The 16,208-nt window shown below is 73.7% G+C and carries 15 protein-coding genes and 1 tRNA gene; 4 read left to right on the top strand and 12 right to left on the bottom strand.

Annotated elements, in window-relative coordinates; all coding sequences use genetic code 11:
• Window positions 1–40: 40 nt before the first annotated feature.
• Both ACZ3UD_RS09120 and ACZ3UD_RS09115 read right to left on the bottom strand, forming a co-directional pair.
• Window positions 41–1,549 (bottom strand): penicillin-binding transpeptidase domain-containing protein, encoded by a 1,509-nt coding sequence (locus ACZ3UD_RS09120; RefSeq protein WP_465584190.1) that lies wholly within the window; start codon window positions 1,547–1,549, stop codon window positions 41–43.
• Entirely contained in the window at window positions 1,549–2,880 is a 1,332-nt protein-coding gene (locus ACZ3UD_RS09115) for an FtsW/RodA/SpoVE family cell cycle protein (RefSeq protein ID WP_465584188.1), read from the bottom strand. Before ACZ3UD_RS09115 ends, ACZ3UD_RS09120 begins: the two co-directional genes overlap by 1 nt.
• Window positions 2,881–3,188: 308 nt before the next feature.
• Between ACZ3UD_RS09115 and ACZ3UD_RS09110 the strand changes: the two genes are divergently transcribed.
• From ACZ3UD_RS09110 to ACZ3UD_RS09100, 3 genes are all read left to right on the top strand, one after another.
• Window positions 3,189–4,511 carry a VWA domain-containing protein gene (locus ACZ3UD_RS09110; protein ID WP_465584185.1) on the top strand — a complete coding sequence of 441 codons (1,323 nt, stop codon included), beginning with the start codon at window positions 3,189–3,191 and terminating at the stop codon, window positions 4,509–4,511.
• Between the two features lie 2 nt (window positions 4,512–4,513).
• Window positions 4,514–5,377 carry a peptidase gene (locus tag ACZ3UD_RS09105; RefSeq protein WP_465584182.1) on the top strand — a complete coding sequence of 288 codons (864 nt, stop codon included), beginning with the start codon at window positions 4,514–4,516 and terminating at the stop codon, window positions 5,375–5,377.
• 77 nt (window positions 5,378–5,454) lie between these two features.
• Complete coding sequence (locus ACZ3UD_RS09100) at window positions 5,455–5,895, top strand: universal stress protein (protein ID WP_465584178.1); 441 nt, start codon at window positions 5,455–5,457, stop codon at window positions 5,893–5,895.
• A gap of 9 nt (window positions 5,896–5,904) precedes the next feature.
• Here the strand turns inward: ACZ3UD_RS09100 and ACZ3UD_RS09095 are convergent, their stop codons facing one another.
• From ACZ3UD_RS09095 to ACZ3UD_RS09050, 10 genes are all read right to left on the bottom strand, one after another.
• A complete protein-coding gene (locus ACZ3UD_RS09095; RefSeq protein ID WP_465584175.1) occupies window positions 5,905–7,524 on the bottom strand; it encodes a DUF2079 domain-containing protein in 1,620 nt (539 codons plus the stop codon).
• 15 nt (window positions 7,525–7,539) lie between these two features.
• A complete protein-coding gene (locus ACZ3UD_RS09090) occupies window positions 7,540–8,772 on the bottom strand; it encodes a glycosyltransferase 87 family protein (RefSeq protein ID WP_465584173.1) in 1,233 nt (410 codons plus the stop codon).
• A gap of 356 nt (window positions 8,773–9,128) precedes the next feature.
• Window positions 9,129–9,202 (bottom strand) — tRNA-Ala (locus ACZ3UD_RS09085).
• 70 nt (window positions 9,203–9,272) lie between these two features.
• Window positions 9,273–10,286 (bottom strand): divisome protein SepX/GlpR, encoded by a 1,014-nt coding sequence (gene sepX / locus ACZ3UD_RS09080; protein ID WP_465584170.1) that lies wholly within the window; start codon window positions 10,284–10,286, stop codon window positions 9,273–9,275.
• 150 nt (window positions 10,287–10,436) lie between these two features.
• Window positions 10,437–11,063 carry a GNAT family N-acetyltransferase gene (locus tag ACZ3UD_RS09075; protein ID WP_465584356.1) on the bottom strand — a complete coding sequence of 209 codons (627 nt, stop codon included), beginning with the start codon at window positions 11,061–11,063 and terminating at the stop codon, window positions 10,437–10,439.
• Complete coding sequence (locus ACZ3UD_RS09070) at window positions 11,060–11,578, bottom strand: MogA/MoaB family molybdenum cofactor biosynthesis protein (RefSeq protein WP_465584168.1); 519 nt, start codon at window positions 11,576–11,578, stop codon at window positions 11,060–11,062. The genes ACZ3UD_RS09075 and ACZ3UD_RS09070 overlap by 4 nt, the downstream gene beginning before the upstream one ends.
• Window positions 11,575–12,015, bottom strand: a complete 441-nt coding sequence (moaC, locus tag ACZ3UD_RS09065; RefSeq protein WP_387615223.1) for a cyclic pyranopterin monophosphate synthase MoaC — start codon at window positions 12,013–12,015, stop codon at window positions 11,575–11,577. The genes ACZ3UD_RS09070 and moaC overlap by 4 nt, the downstream gene beginning before the upstream one ends.
• 280 nt (window positions 12,016–12,295) lie before the next feature.
• The gene (gene glp, locus ACZ3UD_RS09060) at window positions 12,296–13,633 is read right to left on the bottom strand and encodes a molybdotransferase-like divisome protein Glp (protein ID WP_465584165.1); all 1,338 of its coding nucleotides are present in this window, start codon (window positions 13,631–13,633) and stop codon (window positions 12,296–12,298) included.
• 26 nt (window positions 13,634–13,659) lie between these two features.
• Window positions 13,660–14,580, bottom strand: coding sequence for a UTP--glucose-1-phosphate uridylyltransferase GalU (galU, locus tag ACZ3UD_RS09055; protein ID WP_380611870.1), 921 nt, complete (start codon window positions 14,578–14,580; stop codon window positions 13,660–13,662).
• Between the two features lie 51 nt (window positions 14,581–14,631).
• The gene (locus ACZ3UD_RS09050) at window positions 14,632–15,540 is read right to left on the bottom strand and encodes a GGDEF domain-containing protein (protein WP_465584162.1); all 909 of its coding nucleotides are present in this window, start codon (window positions 15,538–15,540) and stop codon (window positions 14,632–14,634) included.
• 62 nt (window positions 15,541–15,602) lie between these two features.
• On the opposite strand from ACZ3UD_RS09050, the gene ACZ3UD_RS09045 reads away from it, so the two are divergent.
• Window positions 15,603–16,178 carry a 5-formyltetrahydrofolate cyclo-ligase gene (locus ACZ3UD_RS09045; RefSeq protein WP_465584158.1) on the top strand — a complete coding sequence of 192 codons (576 nt, stop codon included), beginning with the start codon at window positions 15,603–15,605 and terminating at the stop codon, window positions 16,176–16,178.
• Window positions 16,179–16,208: the final 30 nt, after the last annotated feature.

Below are 16,208 nucleotides of genomic sequence, written 5' to 3'. Positions count from 1 at the left end.
CGGGCATCGGATAGAAGGCCAGGTCAACGGCCATATCGGGTCAGCGGCCGAGCACCGCCCGCATCACCGACCGGGCGATCGGCGCGGCCAGCGCGCCACCGGTGACGTCCGTGGCGTCACTGTCCGCGACGACCACGGCCACCGCGACCGGCGGCACCGCGTCCGAGCCGGCCGGCCTGGCCCAGGAGATGAACCAGGCGTAGGGCGTCCCGCTGTTGTCCACGCCGTGCTGGGCGGTGCCGGTCTTGCCGCCGACCACCGCCCCGGCGATCCGGGCGTTGCCGCCGGTGCCGTTCTCGACCACGTCGGTCATCAGCCGCTGCACCTGCCCGGCCACCGCCGGAGTCAGCGCCCGCTTGTACACCTCCGGCTTCATCAGCTGCACCACGGTGCCGTCGCTCCTGGTCAGCTTCTCCACAAGCTGTGGACGCATCACCGTCCCGCTGTTGGCGACCCCGGCCGCGACCATCGCCATCACCAACGGGGTGGCCGCAGTGTCGAACTGCCCGATCGACGAGAGCGCCAGCTGCGACTGGTCCATCGCGGTGTCGAAGTTGGAGCGGGCCGGGCGGACCGGCAGGTCCAGCTTCGGGTCGTTGAAGCCGAAGCCCTCGGCCGTGGCCGTCATCGTCTCCAACCCGGTCCGCACCCCGAGGTAGCCCAGCACGCTGTTGCAGCTGGCTGTCATCGCGGCGTCCAGCGACAGGCCGGGCCGGTCGCAGACCGCGCTGTCGTTGACCAGCGGCGTGGTCGTCCCGGGCAGCACGTACGGGAACGGCGCCCCGGTCGGCGCGTCCGGGTCGGTGACCACCCCGCTCGCGAGCGCGGCCGCGGCGGTGACCACCTTGAAGGTCGAGCCCGGCGGGTAGGTCTGGCGCAGCGCCCGGTTGAGCATCGGCTGGTCGGTGTCGGCCTGCAGCCGGTTCCAGGCGATCTGGTCGGCGTTGGTGGAGCCGGCGAAGTCGCCCGGGTCGTAGGAGGGGGTGCTGGCCAGCGCCAGGATCCGCCCGGTGGCCGGCTCGATCGCGGCCACCGCGCCCTTCTGCCCGCCGAGCCCGCGCATCGCGGCCTGCTGGGCGGCCCGGTCGATCGTGGTGTACACGTCCCCGCCGGGGTTCTGCCGACGGGCGATCGCGTCCCAGAGCGACCAGCCGGTCAGCCGGCCGTCGGTGCCGGTCAGCAGGGCGTCCTCGGTGCCCTCCAGCTGGGTGTTGCCGTACGCCTGGGAGGCGAAGCCGGTGACGGCGGCGTAGGTCGGCCCGTCGGTGTAGGTGCGCTTGTACGCGTACCGGCCGCCGGTGGCCGCGGAGCCGGTGACGGTCTCGGCGCCGACCAGGATGTTCCCGCGCGGCCGGGCGTAGCGCTCGATGGTGAGCCGCTGGTTGGCACCGTTGTGGTCGAGGTCCTCGGCCTCGAACACCTGCACCCGGGTGGCCTGCACGCACAGCGCCGCGACCAGCAGCAGGCAGAAGGTGGCCGCCCGGCGCCCGGTGACCGAGATCCCGGGCAGCCCCTGCGGGCCGTTCCCCCTGAGTCGGATCCGCGCCATCAGTCCACCTCGGGCGCCGGCCGCCGGGCGTCGTCACTCATGCGCACCAGCAGCGCGACGATGATCCAGTTGGTCACCACCGAGGAGCCCCCCTGAGCGATGAACGGCATGGTCATCCCGGTCAGCGGGATCAGCGCCAGCACCCCGCCCGCCACCACGAACACCTGCAGCCCGACGATCGCCGCCAGCCCGATCGCCAGCAGCCGCCCGAACGGGTCGCGCAGCGCGATGCCGGTCCGGAAGCCGCGCGAGATCAGCACCGCGTACAGCAGGAACACCGCGATCAGCCCGGTCAGACCGAGTTCCTCGCCGATGGTGGCGAGGATGAAGTCCGACTTGGCGGCGAAGCCGATCAGCACCGAGTGCCCCTTGCCCAGCCCGGCGCCCAGTTCGCCGCCCCAGGCGAAGGCGAACAGCGACTGGGCGATCTGGTTGGCGCCCTTGCCCGCCGCGATCGAGCCCAGCGGGTCCAGCCAGTCCACCACCCTGCTGTGCACGTGCGGCGAGAGCCAGCCCACCGTCACCGCGCCGACCGCCGCCAGGCCCAGCCCGATCGCGATCCAGCCGGTGCGCGCGGTGGCCACGTAGAGCATCACCACGAACAGGCCGAAGAAGAGCAGCGAGGTGCCGAGATCGGTCTCCAGCACCAGTACGCCGACGAAGGCCACCCAGATCATCAGCACCGGCCCGAGCACCCGCCCGCGCGGCAGCTGCCAGCGCCAGACCCGGCGGCCGGTGAGCGCCAGCGCGTCCCGGTGCACCGCCAGGTAGGCGGCGAAGAAGACGGCCAGCAGGATCTTGGCGAACTCCCCCGGCTGGAAGGAGAGCGGCCCGATCACGATCCAGATCCGCGAGCCGTACACCGGCGGGAAGAAGATCGGCAGCACCATCAGGACCAGCGCCACCAGCGCCCCGAGGTAGGCGTAGCGCTGCAGCCGCCGGTGGTCGCGCACCACCAGCACCACGCCGATGAACAGCGCCACCCCCAGGCCCGACCAGAGCAGCTGGGTGGAGGCGGCGGCCCGGCCCGGGGTGACCCGGTCGAGGCGGTAGATCACCACCAGCCCGATCCCGTTGAGCAGCACGGCGATCGGCAGCAGCAGCGGGTCCGCGTACCGGGCCCGCCACCGGACGACGGCGTGCGCCGCCAGCGCCAGCACGCCCAGGGCGGCGCCGTACTGGGCCGCGTCGGCCGGCACCGTGCCGTCCAGGTTGACGCCGACCTCGATGTAGCCGAACACGGCGGCCAGGACGGCGGTCAGCACCAGCACCAGCTCGGTGGTGCGCCCGGTCGGCACCGACCGGGCGGGCCCGGCGGTGGATCTCGTCACGGCGGAGGGTGTCGCCACGGACCGTCCTGAGGGGAGGCGGGGAGTCGAAGAAGCCGACCGGGTCCGGGTGCCGGTGCGGCGGCGCCCGTGGCCTGATTCGTCACCCTAACGAGCGCTATCCGTAGGTATTGGTTATTCGTTGCGGTGTGTCCGCTGTTGTCGCAAGGCGACCCGTCCCGGATGAGACCGGCGTGAGCGCGGCGCTCGGTAATCCGCTCTCCACGCGCCGAAGTTCACGCCCGGGCGGACAGGTGCACCGTCCGGTCCCGTTTGGCCTTGACGAACTGATGATCCCTAGGATCTGGCGCGTGACTACCGGACGACGACCGAAGACCAGGCTCGGCAGCCTGCTGGCCGCCCTGGCGATAACGGGCGCCTCGCTGCTCCTCGGCCTGCCCGCCCATGCCGACGAACCATCAGCCGGCGCCTCATCCGCGCCCAAGGAGAACCCCAAGGTCGACCTGATCCTGGATGTCAGCGGTTCCATGAACATCGCCGACATCCAGGGCAAGAGTCGCATCTCGGTGGCCCAGAACTCGCTCAACGAGGTGATCGACGCCCTGCCCGCGGAGGCCGAGTTCGGCATCCGCACCCTTGGTGCCAACTACCCCGGCAACGACAAGACCGTCGGCTGCCAGGACACCAAGCAGCTCTTCCCGGTCGGCAAGACCAACAAGGTCGAGGCCAAGACCGCGGTCGCCACCCTGCGCCCCACCGGCTGGACCCCGATCGGCCTGGCCCTGCGCGGCGCGGCCCAGGACCTCGGCAAGGGCGACGCCACCCGCCGGATCGTCCTGATCACCGACGGCGAGGACGACTGCGCCCCGCCGGACCCGTGCGACGTGGCCCGCGAACTCGCCGCCCAGGGCATCCACCTGGTGGTCGACACCCTCGGCCTGGCGCACGACGACAAGACCCGCCAGCAGCTGCTCTGCATCGCCAACGCGACCGGCGGCACCTACACCGACGTCCGCACCCCGCAGCAGCTCACCGACAAGGTGAAGCAGCTGATCGACCGCAACGACGACACCTACACCGTCAACCCGGTCCAGACCACCGGCACCGACAAGTGCGAGAGCGCCCCGGTGCTCGCCCCCGGCGTCTACAGCGACCGCGAGAAGTTCTCCGAGCACCGCGTCTACAAGGTCCCGGTCAAGGCCGGCCAGGAGCTGCGCGCCTCGGTCAGCGTGGGACTCGACCGCGCGGTGAACCGCGACTACGGCGTCCTGCTCCAGGCCACCAGCGCCACCGGCCAGGAACTCGTCCGCGGCACCGACGCCGGCAGTACCCGCACCGACGTGATCTCCACCGGTCTGCGCTGGTCCACCAACGACTCCAAGGGCTACGTCACCGCGAGTCCGACCTCCTCGGCCAAGGACAAGCCCGACACCACCGTCTGCCTGGTCGTCAGCAACTCGCTGGCCCCGCAGGCCGGCGTGCACACCGACCCCGGCATGCCGCTGGAGCTGACCGTCGACCTGGCCTCCTCCTCGCCCGCCCCCGAGGGCGCCGCGATGGGCCTCGGCCGCGGCTGGATCCTGCTGCTCACCCTCACCCTGGCCGGCCTGGCCTTCGGCCTGGTCTTCGGCTGGATCGCACGCTGGCGCATCGCCGTCTGGCGGGAGAACTGACCATGCGTACGACGATCCGCGGCGCCCTCGCCGCCCTCGCCCTGCTGCCTGCCCTCGCGCTGGGCACCCAGACCGCCTCCGCCGCGCCCTCGCCCACGGCGAGCGCCGGCGACACCCCGGCCCCGGTCACCAAGGCCGGCACCTCCTTCCTGACCGCGGTCAACCTCTCCCCAGGCCAGGACGCCAACGTCGCCGCCTCCACCGGCGACTACCTGTACTGGGCGTTCGGCGCCTCCGAGGGCCAGACCCCGACGGTCAGCCTGACCGTCAACCTGGCCCCCTCGACCGACCGGCACGGCCCGCAGACCTGGACCGTCGAGGTCTTCGACGGGCTGCGCCGCCGCCAGGCCTGCACCGCCGGCACCCAGAACGCCACCGGCGACCAGAGCGCCGGCTCCCTGGCGCTCGACTGCACCCTGCGCGAGGTCCGCACCTGGGCCGAGCCGTGGTCCGGCGACCCGCTGCCCGGCACCTACTACGTCCGGCTCTCGGTCACCGACGCCCCGCAGCCCGACCTCGGCCTGCCCGCCAGCGCCCAGCTGCACGTCAGCGCCAAGGGCAACGCCGACAACGCCCAGCCGGAGGGCGGCGAGCTCAAGGCCCCGCTGGTCCCGCCGGTCGGCGGCGGCGCGAGCACGGCCAAGGCGGCGGCCCCGGTGGCCCAGAAGGAGCACTGGTACACCGGCTGGTTCTCCGGCTGGAACAGCCGCTGGTACTGGACCATCGGCGGCGGCTTCCTGGCCGCCCTCGCCGGTGTCCTCGGCTACAAGCTGACCCGGCACCCGCGCGGCCGGCGCCCCGGCCACTACGGCGCCGTCCCGCCCCAGGGCTCGTACCAGCACGGCTCCTACGCCGACCGCCCGTAACGCCGCAGCCCCGGGTACGGGAGGGCCGGCCGGACACCGTTCCGGCCGGCCCTCGGCAGGTCTGCGACGATGGGGGCATGCAGCCCCACGGCCGGATCGTGGTCGGTGTGGACGGCTCCGCACCCGCCCGCGCGGCCGTCCGCTGGGCGGCCCGCCTGGCCGGCCTCACCGGCGGCCCGCTGGAGGCGGTGGCCGTCTGGGACTTCCCCTGCCTTTACGGCGAGCACGGCCTCGTCCCGCCCGTCCTGGACGGCTTCGGCGCGGAGCGGCGGGCGGCCGCCATCCTCGCCGAGACGGCCGGCCTCGCCGCGGCGGCCGCCGACCTCGCCGTCCCACTGCTCCGCCGCCTCAAGGCCGGGCCGCCCGGCCCCGCCCTGGTCGCCGCCGCGACCGGCGCCGACCTGCTCGTCCTCGGCAACCGCGGCCACTCCACCCCGCCGGACGCCCCGCTCGGCACCGTCGCCCAGTACTGCCTGCACCACGCGCCCTGCCCGGTCGCCATCGTCCGGGCGCCCTGAGCGCGGCCGTCAGCCCTTGAACAGGTTGTGCCCCACGTCGGACGGCACCTCGTCTTGGACCGGCTTGCTGCCCGGCCCGGGCACGTGCTCACCGGGCACCGGCTCACTGCCCTCCCGGTGCAGCAGCACCACCCCGTCCTCGGCCCAGAGCTGCCGGTAGCCGTGTGCCAGCAGCAGCTGGATCCGGTCGGCCTGCTCCTTGTCGGTCTTGAACGGGAAGGACCGCTTGTCGGAGCGCGTGAGCACGTACTCGCGCCCGCGCGGCGTCCCGTCCACCAGCACCACGTCCGTCCGCGCGGTCAGCCGCGGCGCGATCTGGTTGTCCGCCTCCACCGAGGCCCCGTCCGGAATCAGCGCGGCCGCCCGGACCAGCGCGGCCTCGCTCGCCTTGGGCGCCCAGGAGGACGGCACCGCCAGCTGCAGCAGCCCGATCGGCACGGCCGCCACCAGCGCCACCCCGGCCGCGCCCAGGCCCAGCAGCCGGGCCCGTCGGCGGGTCCGCCTGGGCCGCTCGGCGGCGCTCAGCCGGCCCAGCACCTCGATCGCGGCGGTCAGCAGGATCGGCCAGAGCATCGAGTCGTAGTGCCGCGCGATCGACCAGTGGTTGGGGTTGCTGGAGAGGATCCGCTCGGCCAGCAGCGGCAGGGCGCACAGCGCGGTGGCCGAGCGCAGCGGCAGCAGAAACATCGTGCCGAACAGCCAGAGCAGCAGCAGCGGCTTGAGCGGCTGGTCGAAGGCGGTCTGCACCAGCAGGAACGGGTTGTGCAGCAGGTGCTTCACGGCGTCGCCGCCGTCGCTGCCGAGCGTCGTGTAGTTCCAGTAGTAGCCCGGCTCCCCACCCATCGCCGGGATCAGCCACTTGATCGCCATCGCCGAGGCGACCGGCCCGCCCAGCAGCAGCCCGATCCCGGTGAATCGCCCGGCGCGGTCCCCGGTACGGCGGGTGCGCAGCAGCAGCACCAGGCCGTACGCGCCGACCATCAGGCCGAGGTCCTCCTTGGTGCAGCACAGCAGCACCGCGGCGAGCACCACCGTGGCGTACCGGCGGGCCAGGCCACGCTCCAGCATCAGCAGGGTCAGCGGGACGGCGAACGCCACCTCGTGGAAGCCGACCCGGGCGGCGACCAGCAGCGGCCAGCCGAGCGCGTAGACCAGCCCGGCCAGGTCGGCGGCCCGGCGGGCGGTACGCGGCTCGGCGGCGATGAAGCAGTGCGCGGCGATCCGTCGGATCAGCGGGACCCCGAGCGCGAACAGCAGCGCCTGCCCGATGATCAGCGAGCGCGGGTCGTCCCAGATCCAGTACAGCGGCGCGAGCAGCGCCAGCACCGGGGAGAAGTGGTCGCCCAGCAGCGAGAACCCGGGCGGGAACTCGTGGTGGTAGCTCTTCAGCGTCGAGACCGGCAGCCCGAAATGGGCGTAGCCGCGCACGCCCTGGTCGAAGATGCCGAGGTCGAAGCCGCCGAGCGAGACGGAGGCCCAGCCCTGCAGGCCGACGGCGCACGTCACCGCGAAGCCCAGCACGCCGAGCAGCACGGTACGGCGGGCCGGCGAGCCCAGGACGGCTGCCGCCCGGCGGGCTGCCGGTACGTCGGCCCCGGGCGGGGACGGGGTTGTGGTCTGGGTGGTCACGTCGACTCTGATCCGTCAGGTCCGGTTGGTCAGGGCGGGGTCACGGTCGGGGTCGTGCTCAGGGTCGTGGCCGGGGTCATGGTCGGGGTCATGGTCGAGCTTGGTGCCCAGCAGCGCCCAGGCGCCGGCCGAGGCGTCGACGGCCTGGCGCCGGGCGCGGTACAGCCGCAGGCCGACGACGGCCAGCACGGCGATGCCGAGCGGCGGGTAGATCGAGCCGGGCAGCTGCCAGTACCAGGCGACGCCGCGGCCCCAGCGGTGTGGCACCGTCCACATCACGTGGGAGAGGAACACCACCAGCGTCACGGCGAGCAGCGCCTGCCGCGCCCTGGTCCTGGCCTCCACCACCAGCAGGGCGATCAGCGGGACGCACCAGACCCAGTGGTGGGTCCAGCTGATCGGCGAGACCAGCAGCGCCGTGAAGGCGGCGCAGACGGCGCCCCAGGCGTCGGCCCGGCGCAGCACCCGGGCGGAACGCCCGGCGAGCACCGCCACCCCGAGCCCGAGCGCGCCGACCAGCGCGGAGGCGATCAGCCCGACCAGGCCGGGGTCGTTGACGTCGAGGAGCCGGCAGACGGCCCCGCGCAGCGACTGGTTGTCCACCAGCACGGTGACGCCGACCCGGCTCGGGTCCCAGAGGTAGGTGCTCCAGAACCCGTACGAGGCGTCCGGCAGCGCGAGCCAGCCGATCAGGCCGGCGCCCAGGAAGGTGGCGATCGAGACCAGGCCGGCCCGGACCCGGCCGGTCAGGAACAGGTAGACGGCGAACAGGCCCGGGGTGATCTTGATGGCGGTGGCCAGGCCGATGCCCACGCCCTTGAACCGGCTGCGGTCCGGGCGGGTCAGGTCCCACAGCACCAGGCAGAGGATGCCGAGGTTGACCTGGCCGTACTGGAAGGTGGTGTACACCGGCTCCAGCCAGACGCCGAGACCGGTCGCGAGGATCACGGCGGCCGGGCGGGTGCGCTCGGGCCAGCCGGCCAGCCGGAGGGAGAGGTGGACGGCCGCGGCGAGCAGCGCGTAGTTGAGGAGCATCACCAGGACGCGCAGGGTGCTCACGTCGAACCAGGTGCTCGGGACGAACAGCATCGCGGCGAACGGCGGGTAGGTGGCCGGGAGATCCCAGCCGGGCAGCCGCATCGCGTAGAGGTCCTGGCCGTTCACCACGGCCTGGCCCTCGGCCCGGTAGACCAGCATGTCGACCATGGTCGCCCCGTGCAGGTGCCGCACCAGGACGAAGGCCGTCAACGACACCGCCGCCGCGCAGGCCGCCGCGACGGTCCAGGAATTCGGTCTTCCGGTTGCCGGGCCGCCTTCGGGCTCCTCCGGCTCCGCTTGTCGCGTCCACCGTTTCAGACCGAACTCGCGCACCGCGATGGCACCCCGTTGAGATAGACCAGATCGTTCCCTCGTCAGCGTCTGGGCCCACCCACCATAACCGACCCTTCTGAGACCCAAACGGCGTCAGAATCCGCCCCGCGAGAGGGTTGTGACCTCCACCACAGCGGTCGCCCCGGTCGGCCCCGGAGCCACAAAACGCGAAATCCCGCCGGGAGTTGACTCCCGGCGGGATTTGCCGGACCGACCGGAGTCGATCCGTTGGGTGGAGCTGAGGGGATTCGAACCCCTGACCCCCTCGATGCGAACGAGGTGCGCTACCGGACTGCGCCACAGCCCCAACGAGAAGAAACTCTAGCACCTTCCGGAAGGGGCCTGTGACCACCCCCCTGGTCGGAGGGTGGCCACGGTCATTCGTTGGCGGCGCGGGGGCGGACCTCCGGAGCGGGGGCCTCGGCGTACTGGTCGAACAGCGGGGTGCTGCGGGACTCGGTCGGGCGCCCGGCGGTCCAGGTGCCGGGGGCCGACAGGTCGAGGCCGCGGGAGACCCGGGGGGCGACCGGCGCGGTGACGTAGGTCGGCAGCGGAACGGGCACCGGCTCCCAGGAGTCCGGGCCGGCCGCACCGCGCTCGCGCATGCCGTCGACCCACTCCTCGTGCTCGGTCGCCTCGGCCACCGCGGAGGCGGACACCGAGACGGTGGCCTCCTCGGGGTCGGCGGCCAGCCGCAGGTGCGGACGGCGGCCGGGCCGGTGCTCGACGGGCGCCGCCGGGGCCGGCTCCGCGTCGACGGCGGCCTCGACGGTGGCCTGCTCGGCCGCCGGGGCCTCGGCCCGCTGCCGCTCGCGCCGGCGCAGCCGCTCGGCCGCCTGGGCGGCCCGGGCGCGGTCCAGCTTCACCTCGTACCGCTGGCGCTCCAGCTTGCGCAGGTGGCCGATGTAGAGGGTGAGGAGGGCCGCCGGGATCGCCGGGACCCAGAGGAAGGCCAGTCCGGCCACCGCCGCGACCACGGCGCCGAACGCGAAGGCGAGGAAGAGGGCGGTGACCATCCGGCGCCGGCGGGCCAGCAGCCGCGCCCGCCGCTCGGCCCCGGCCGGCCCCGCGGGGGCCGGGCGTTCGACCGGGCGCTCGACACAGGGCTCGGCTGGGGGCTCGGGCTCCCGCCCGGCGGGGTCGTCGGAGGCGGCCTCGTCCCGTTCGGGAGGGCCGTCGTTGCTGTGCTCGTCGTCACGCGGTTCGTCGCCCAGGGCCCGGGCTGCCCGCCGCTCCAGCGCCGAACGCCCGGCCAGCAGGCGGATGGCGGTGCTGAAGCGTTCCGTCGGGCGCGCCTCGTTGAGTTCGTCCTGCCTGCGGAGCCACATCGGCACCAGATAGGCGGCCCAGGCCCCTACGATGACGGCGTAGATAAGGCCGCTACTGCTCACGATTCACACCGTACGGGCGCCGGGGAAGGCCTGGCAGCAATTTGACGCGGCGTGTCGTGTGATCAAGCTGATTCTCCGACTATTTTGCCGGTATTTGTGGCGGTCCGCCGCCACGCCGATGCCATATCGATATTTCTTTCGAACATATATTCAATTACCTGCCTCGCGTCCGGAACTGATCGCCCGCCACCGCTCCAGCATCCCTTCCGGGACCTCGTCGGCGGTCAGGGCGTAGACCAAGTGGTCCCGCCAGTCGCCGTCGATGTGGAGATAGCGCGGGCGGATTCCCTCCGAGCGGAAGCCGAGCTTTTCCACCACCCGTCGGCTCGGGCTGTTCTCCGGGCGGATGCAGACCTCCATCCGGTGCAGTCCGAGCGTGCGGAAGCAGTAGTTCACCGAAAGCGCCACGGCGGTCGGCATGATGCCCCGGCCGGCCACCGCCTCGTCGATCCAGTACCCGACATTGGCCGAGCACATCGAGCCCCAGGTGATCCCGCCGACGGTCAACTGCCCGACCAGCTGGCCCTTGTAGAGCACCACGAAGGGCAGCATCCGGCCGGCCGAGGCCTCGTGCCGCAGGAAGCGGACCATCTGCCGGTACGTCGGGCGGGGGCCCGCCACCTGGCCCGCCGGGCCGGGCGGCACGGTGGCCTCCCAGCGCCGCAGCCAGTCGCGGTTGCGGCGGCTCACCTCCTGCCACTCGCGCTGGTCACGCGCCCGGATCGGACGCAGCGTGACCTCCCCCTCGTGGAGCTCTACCGGCCAGCCGGCGTTCAGTGCGCTCTCCCGGAAGCCGGTGCCTCGGGCCGGGGGTGGTCCCCGCCGCCGAGCTGGTCGACTGCGTGGGCGAGCAGCGGCTCCAGGACGGCCAGGCCGTCCTTGACGCCGCCGGTCGAGCCCGGCAGGTTGACGATCAGGGTACGTCCGGCGAGCCCGGCAAGGCCGCGGGAGAGTGCCGCGGTCGGCACCTTGTCGCGGCCGTACGCGCGGACGGCCTCGGCGATCCCGGGGATCTGCCGGTCGATCACCCGGGCGGTCATCTCGGGGGTGAGGTCCATCGGTGAGATGCCGGTGCCGCCGGTGGTCAGCACCACGTCGTAGCCGGCGGCGACGGCCTCGCGCAGGACGGTCTCCACCGGCTCGCCGTCCGGGACGACCCGGGGGCCGTCCACGGTGAAGCCCATGGCGGTCAGGCCGGCCACCAGCAGCGGGCCACCCTTGTCCTCGTAGACCCCGGCCGAGGCGCGGTTGGAGACGGTGACGGCCAAAGCCTTCCCGGCCGACTCACTCATGCCGACACCTCCGGCGCGAACCAGTCGCCGCTCTTGCCGCCGGTCTTGCTGAGCACCCGGACGGACTCGATGCTGGCGCCCTTGTCCACCGCCTTGACCATGTCGATCACGGTCAGCGCGGCCACCGTCACCGAGGTCAGCGCCTCCATCTCGACGCCGGTGCGGTCGGCGGTCTTCACGGTGGCGGTGATCTCGACCGCGTCGTCCGCGACGGCGAGGTCGACCTTGACCCCGGAGACCGCGATCGGGTGGCAGAGCGGGATCAGGTCGGGGGTCTTCTTGGCGCCCATGATCCCGGCGATCCGGGCCACCGCGAGGGCGTCGCCCTTGGGCACGCCCTCGCCGCGCAGCAGCTCGACCACCTTCGGGGAGACCCTGACCCGCCCGGCCGCCACGGCGGTGCGCGCGGTGGTGGCCTTCTCGGAGACGTCGACCATCCGGGCCGCGCCCTGCTCGTCGACGTGGGTGAGGCGGTCGCCGGGGCTCGGTGTCGTCACGGGTAACTCCAGGGGCGCGCAGGTCGAATACCGCGCTACCGTACCCCTCCCCCGCCCGCGGAGTTACAGCCACTCGCCCGCTCGCCTCCGGGGCGGTGATTCGCCCGCTCGCCTCCGGGGCGCTCCGACCCGGTGCCGACGGTCGGCGCTCCGGCGCTCGTACCTCGCTGGTCGCTTCTCCCTCTCGGCACCGGCGCGCCCCTTCCGCTCGGGGGCGGTCTCAGGAGTCCAGCAACACCACGTCGACCTCGCTGCCGGCCGGCAGTTCGGTGACGTCCTCGGGGACGGTGATCAGGCAGTTCGCCCGGGCGAGCGCGCCGACCAGGTGCGAGTCGGCGCCGCCCACCGGCTCGACGGTGCCGTCCGCCGCCGAGTGGCGGCCGCGCAGGAACTGCCGGCGGCCGGCCGGGGAGCGCAGCGCGGACGGGCAGAGCGCGCGCACCACCGGGCGGTGGATGTCGGCGGCGCCGAGCATGGTGCGGATGACCGGGCGGACGAAGAGCTCGAAGGAGATGTAGGCGCTCACCGGGTTGCCGGGCAGGGCGAGCAGCGGCACCCCGGCCGCGCCGCCGATCCGGCCGAAGCCCTGCGGCTTGCCGGGCTGCATCCGCAGCTTCCGGAAGTCGACCCCGCCGTAGGACTCGAAGACCTCCTTGACCACGTCGTACGCGCCGACGCTGACCCCGCCGCTGGTGACGATCAGGTCGGCCCGGCCGAGCTGGTCCTCCAGGACGGCGCGCAGCCGGTCGGAGTCGTCCGGGACGGCGCCGACCCGGTAGGCGATGGCGCCGGCCTCCTGGGCGGCCGCGGTGAGGGTGAAGCTGTTGGAGTCGGCGATCTGCCCGGGCCCGACCGGCTCGCCGGGCTGGACCAGCTCGCTGCCGGTGGAGAGCACCACCACCCGGGGGCGCGGGCGGACCTTCACGGTGGCCCGGCCGATCGCGGCGAGCAGGCCGAGCTGGGTGGGGCCGAGCCGGGTGCCGGCCTCCAGGACGGTGGCGCCGGCCGCGACGTCGCTGCCGCGGCGGCGGATGTGCGCGCCCTCGGCGACCGGGCGCAGCACCCGGACCTCCTCGTCGGCGACCGGCGCGGTCATCGCGGCGGCGGCGACCCCGGTGCCGGTGCCGCCGTCGGTCCACTCGACCGGGGCGACGGCCCGGGCGCCGGGCGGCACGGGGGCGCCGGTCATGATCCGGGCGGCCTGGCCGGGGCCGACCGTGGGCAGTTCGCCCGTGCCGGCGGCGATGTCGCCGACCACCTGGAGCACCGACGGGTAGGTGTCGGTGGCGCCCTCGGTGTCGGCGGTGCGGACCGCGTAGCCGTCCATCGAGCTGTTGTCGAAGGGCGGCAGGTCGCCGTCGGCGACCACGTCCTCGTCGAGCCGGCAGCCCTGGGCGTCGAGCAGCTGGAGCTCGATCGCGGGCAGCGGGCCGACCGCGGCGAGCACGTCGGCGAGGTGCTCGTCCACCGTCCAGAAGCGAGGAGCCGCCGGTGCCCGGTCCGCGGACCCGTCGCAGCAGGCTGCGGGGGTGGTGCTGTGCTCCGTGGACCCGGTCATCGGCGGCTCGCTCTCTAATCGTGGTGTCAGTCCTGCAGCTCGGAGCCGACGAACTCCCGGAGCCAGGAGCGGAACTCCGGGCCCAGGTCCTCGCGCTCGGCGGCCAGACGGACGATAGCGCGCAGGTAGTCGGCGCGGTCGCCGGTGTCGTAGCGGCGGCCCTTGAAGAGCACGCCGTGCACCTGGCCGCCGTCCGCGGCATCGCGGGTGGTCAGCTCGCGAAGGGCGTCGGTGAGCTGGATCTCGCCGCCGCGGCCGGGCGGGGTCTCGCGCAGCACGTCGAAGACCAGCGGGTCGAGGACGTAGCGGCCGATGACGGCGTAGTTGGACGGGGCCTCGCCGGGCTCGGGCTTCTCGATCAGGTCGGTCACCTGGAAGACGTCCTCGCCGAAGCCGTTGGCCTTGACGGCGGCGCAGCCGTACAGGTGGATCTGGGAGGGGTCGACCTCCATGAGGGCGACGACCGAGCCGCCGAGCTCCTGCTGGACCTCGATCATGCGGGCGAGCAGCGGGTCGCGCGGGTCGATCAGGTCGTCGCCGAGCAGGACGGCGAAGGGCTGGCCGGCGACGTGCTGCTCGGCGACCGAGACGGCGTGGCCGAGGCCCTTGGGGTCGCCCTGGCGGACGTAGTGCATGTTGGCCAGCTCGACGGACTCGCGGACCCGGCGCAGGCGGTCCTCGTCACCCTTGCGGACGAGGAGCTCCTCCAGCTCGTAGGCGCGGTCGAAGTGGTCCTCCAGCGCGCGCTTGTTGCGGCCGGTGACCATCAGTATGTCGGACAGGCCGGCCGCGGAGGCCTCCTCCACGACGTACTGGATCGCCGGCTTGTCGACGACGGGCAGCATCTCCTTCGGGGTGGCCTTGGTCGCCGGGAGGAAGCGGGTGCCCAGTCCGGCTGCGGGTACCACGGCCTTGGTTACCGGAATGCGGGAGGTGGTCGTCGTCATGCGTTTACCTTACTCAGGCACGTTTTCGCCCGGCCGAGCGCCGTCGGACGGCTAGGACAGCGCGTCGCGGGGCACGGCCACGGTGGCAGGCGTATGGGAAGCGACCGGCTGGGAGAGGGGGTCCCCTCCGGTACAGGCGGACAGACTACCCGCCTTTCCCGAACGGTCACCCTCGGCAGTCGCCGCCCCTTCCGTAGCGGAAGCGGCCTGCTCACGGCGCCCGGTGGGGCGCTGCCCGGGCCGCGGGGCGGCCCGCCAGCAGTCGCCGCCGGCCGCCCGGGCCTCGGCCAGCGCCGCGTCGGCGGCCCGCAGCAGGAGGGCTGCGTGGGTGCCGTCCTCGGGCAGCACGGCGATGCCGGCGGCGGCGGTGAGGCCGTTGCCGTGGGCCGGCCGGGGCGCGCGGGTGCCGGAGGACCAGTCGAGCAACAGGTGGCGGCGGACCGACCAGACCAGACGCTCGGCGACCTGTGCGGCGCCCTCGGCGCCGGTGTCCGGCAGCACCACCAGGAACTCCTGGCCGCTGTAGCGGCCGAGGGTGTCGGCGCGGCGGATCTCCATCGCGAGCCGCTGGGCGAGGTCCCGCAGTATCGCGTTGCCGCGGGCGCGGCCGTGCTCGGCGATGACCGCGTCGAAACCGGTGATCTCCAGCAGCAGCACGGCCAGCGGGCGCGGGCCCTCGGCCTGGTCGGTGTGCTCGGCGCGGCGGGCCCGTTCGATTTCCCGGTCCAGGGTGAGCTGCAGGTGGCGGTAGTTCCACACGCCGGTGAGCGGGTCGCAGGAGGCGGTGCGCGCCAGCTCGGCGCAGCGCTCCTCCAGTTCGGCGACCCGCGCCCGCAGCCGTTCCCGCTCCAGGGCGGCCTCGGCCCGCTCCCGGCGCGCGCGCAGCCCGAGCGCGGTGGCGCCGGCCAGCGCGGGGGCGCTCAGCGCGGCCAGGGCCTGAACGAGCAGCGGGGTGGACAATCGGGGCGCCCTTTCGCGTGTCAGGCTCTGCGCGTCGATGGTCTGGAGACGCGGAGGATCCGGTGCACAACGAGAAGAGCGACCTGAGGACACGGCTGTTGACGCGGCGGCGCGCACTTTCGGCCGAGGGGCGCGCGGAGACGGCGCACGCGCTGGCCGGACACGCCTGGGAGCTGGCCGCGCCCGGCACCACGGTGGCCGCGTACGTCTCGGTGGGCGCGGAACCCGGGACCAGGCCGCTGCTGGACGCGCTGCGCGAGAGCGGCGTGCGGGTGCTGCTGCCGGTGCTTCTCGCCGACAACGACCTGGACTGGGCCGAGTACGAGGGGCCCGGGGCGCTCGCCCCGGCCGGGCGCGGGCTGCTGGAGCCGGTCGGGCCGCGGCTGGGGCCGGAGGCCGTCACGGGGGCCTCGCTGGTGCTGCTGCCGGGCCTGGCGGTGGACCGCGACGGGCTGCGGCTGGGCCGGGGCGGCGGCAGCTACGACCGGGTGCTGGCCCGGCTGGAGCGGGCCGGGGCGCGGCCGGTGCTGGCGGTGCTGCTGTACGAGCACGAGCTGCTGGAGCGGGTCCCGGCCGAGCCGCACGACCGGCCGGTGGACCTGGCGGTCACGCCGTCGGGGGTGCGGACCTTCGGGTGAGCCGCGGGCGGCCCCTGGGACGCGGGCGGC

The organism is Kitasatospora sp. NPDC023118 (assembly GCF_055560875.1).
Note: the sequence above shows the minus strand (reverse complement) of the source record. Positions and strands in the feature narration are given on the sequence as shown.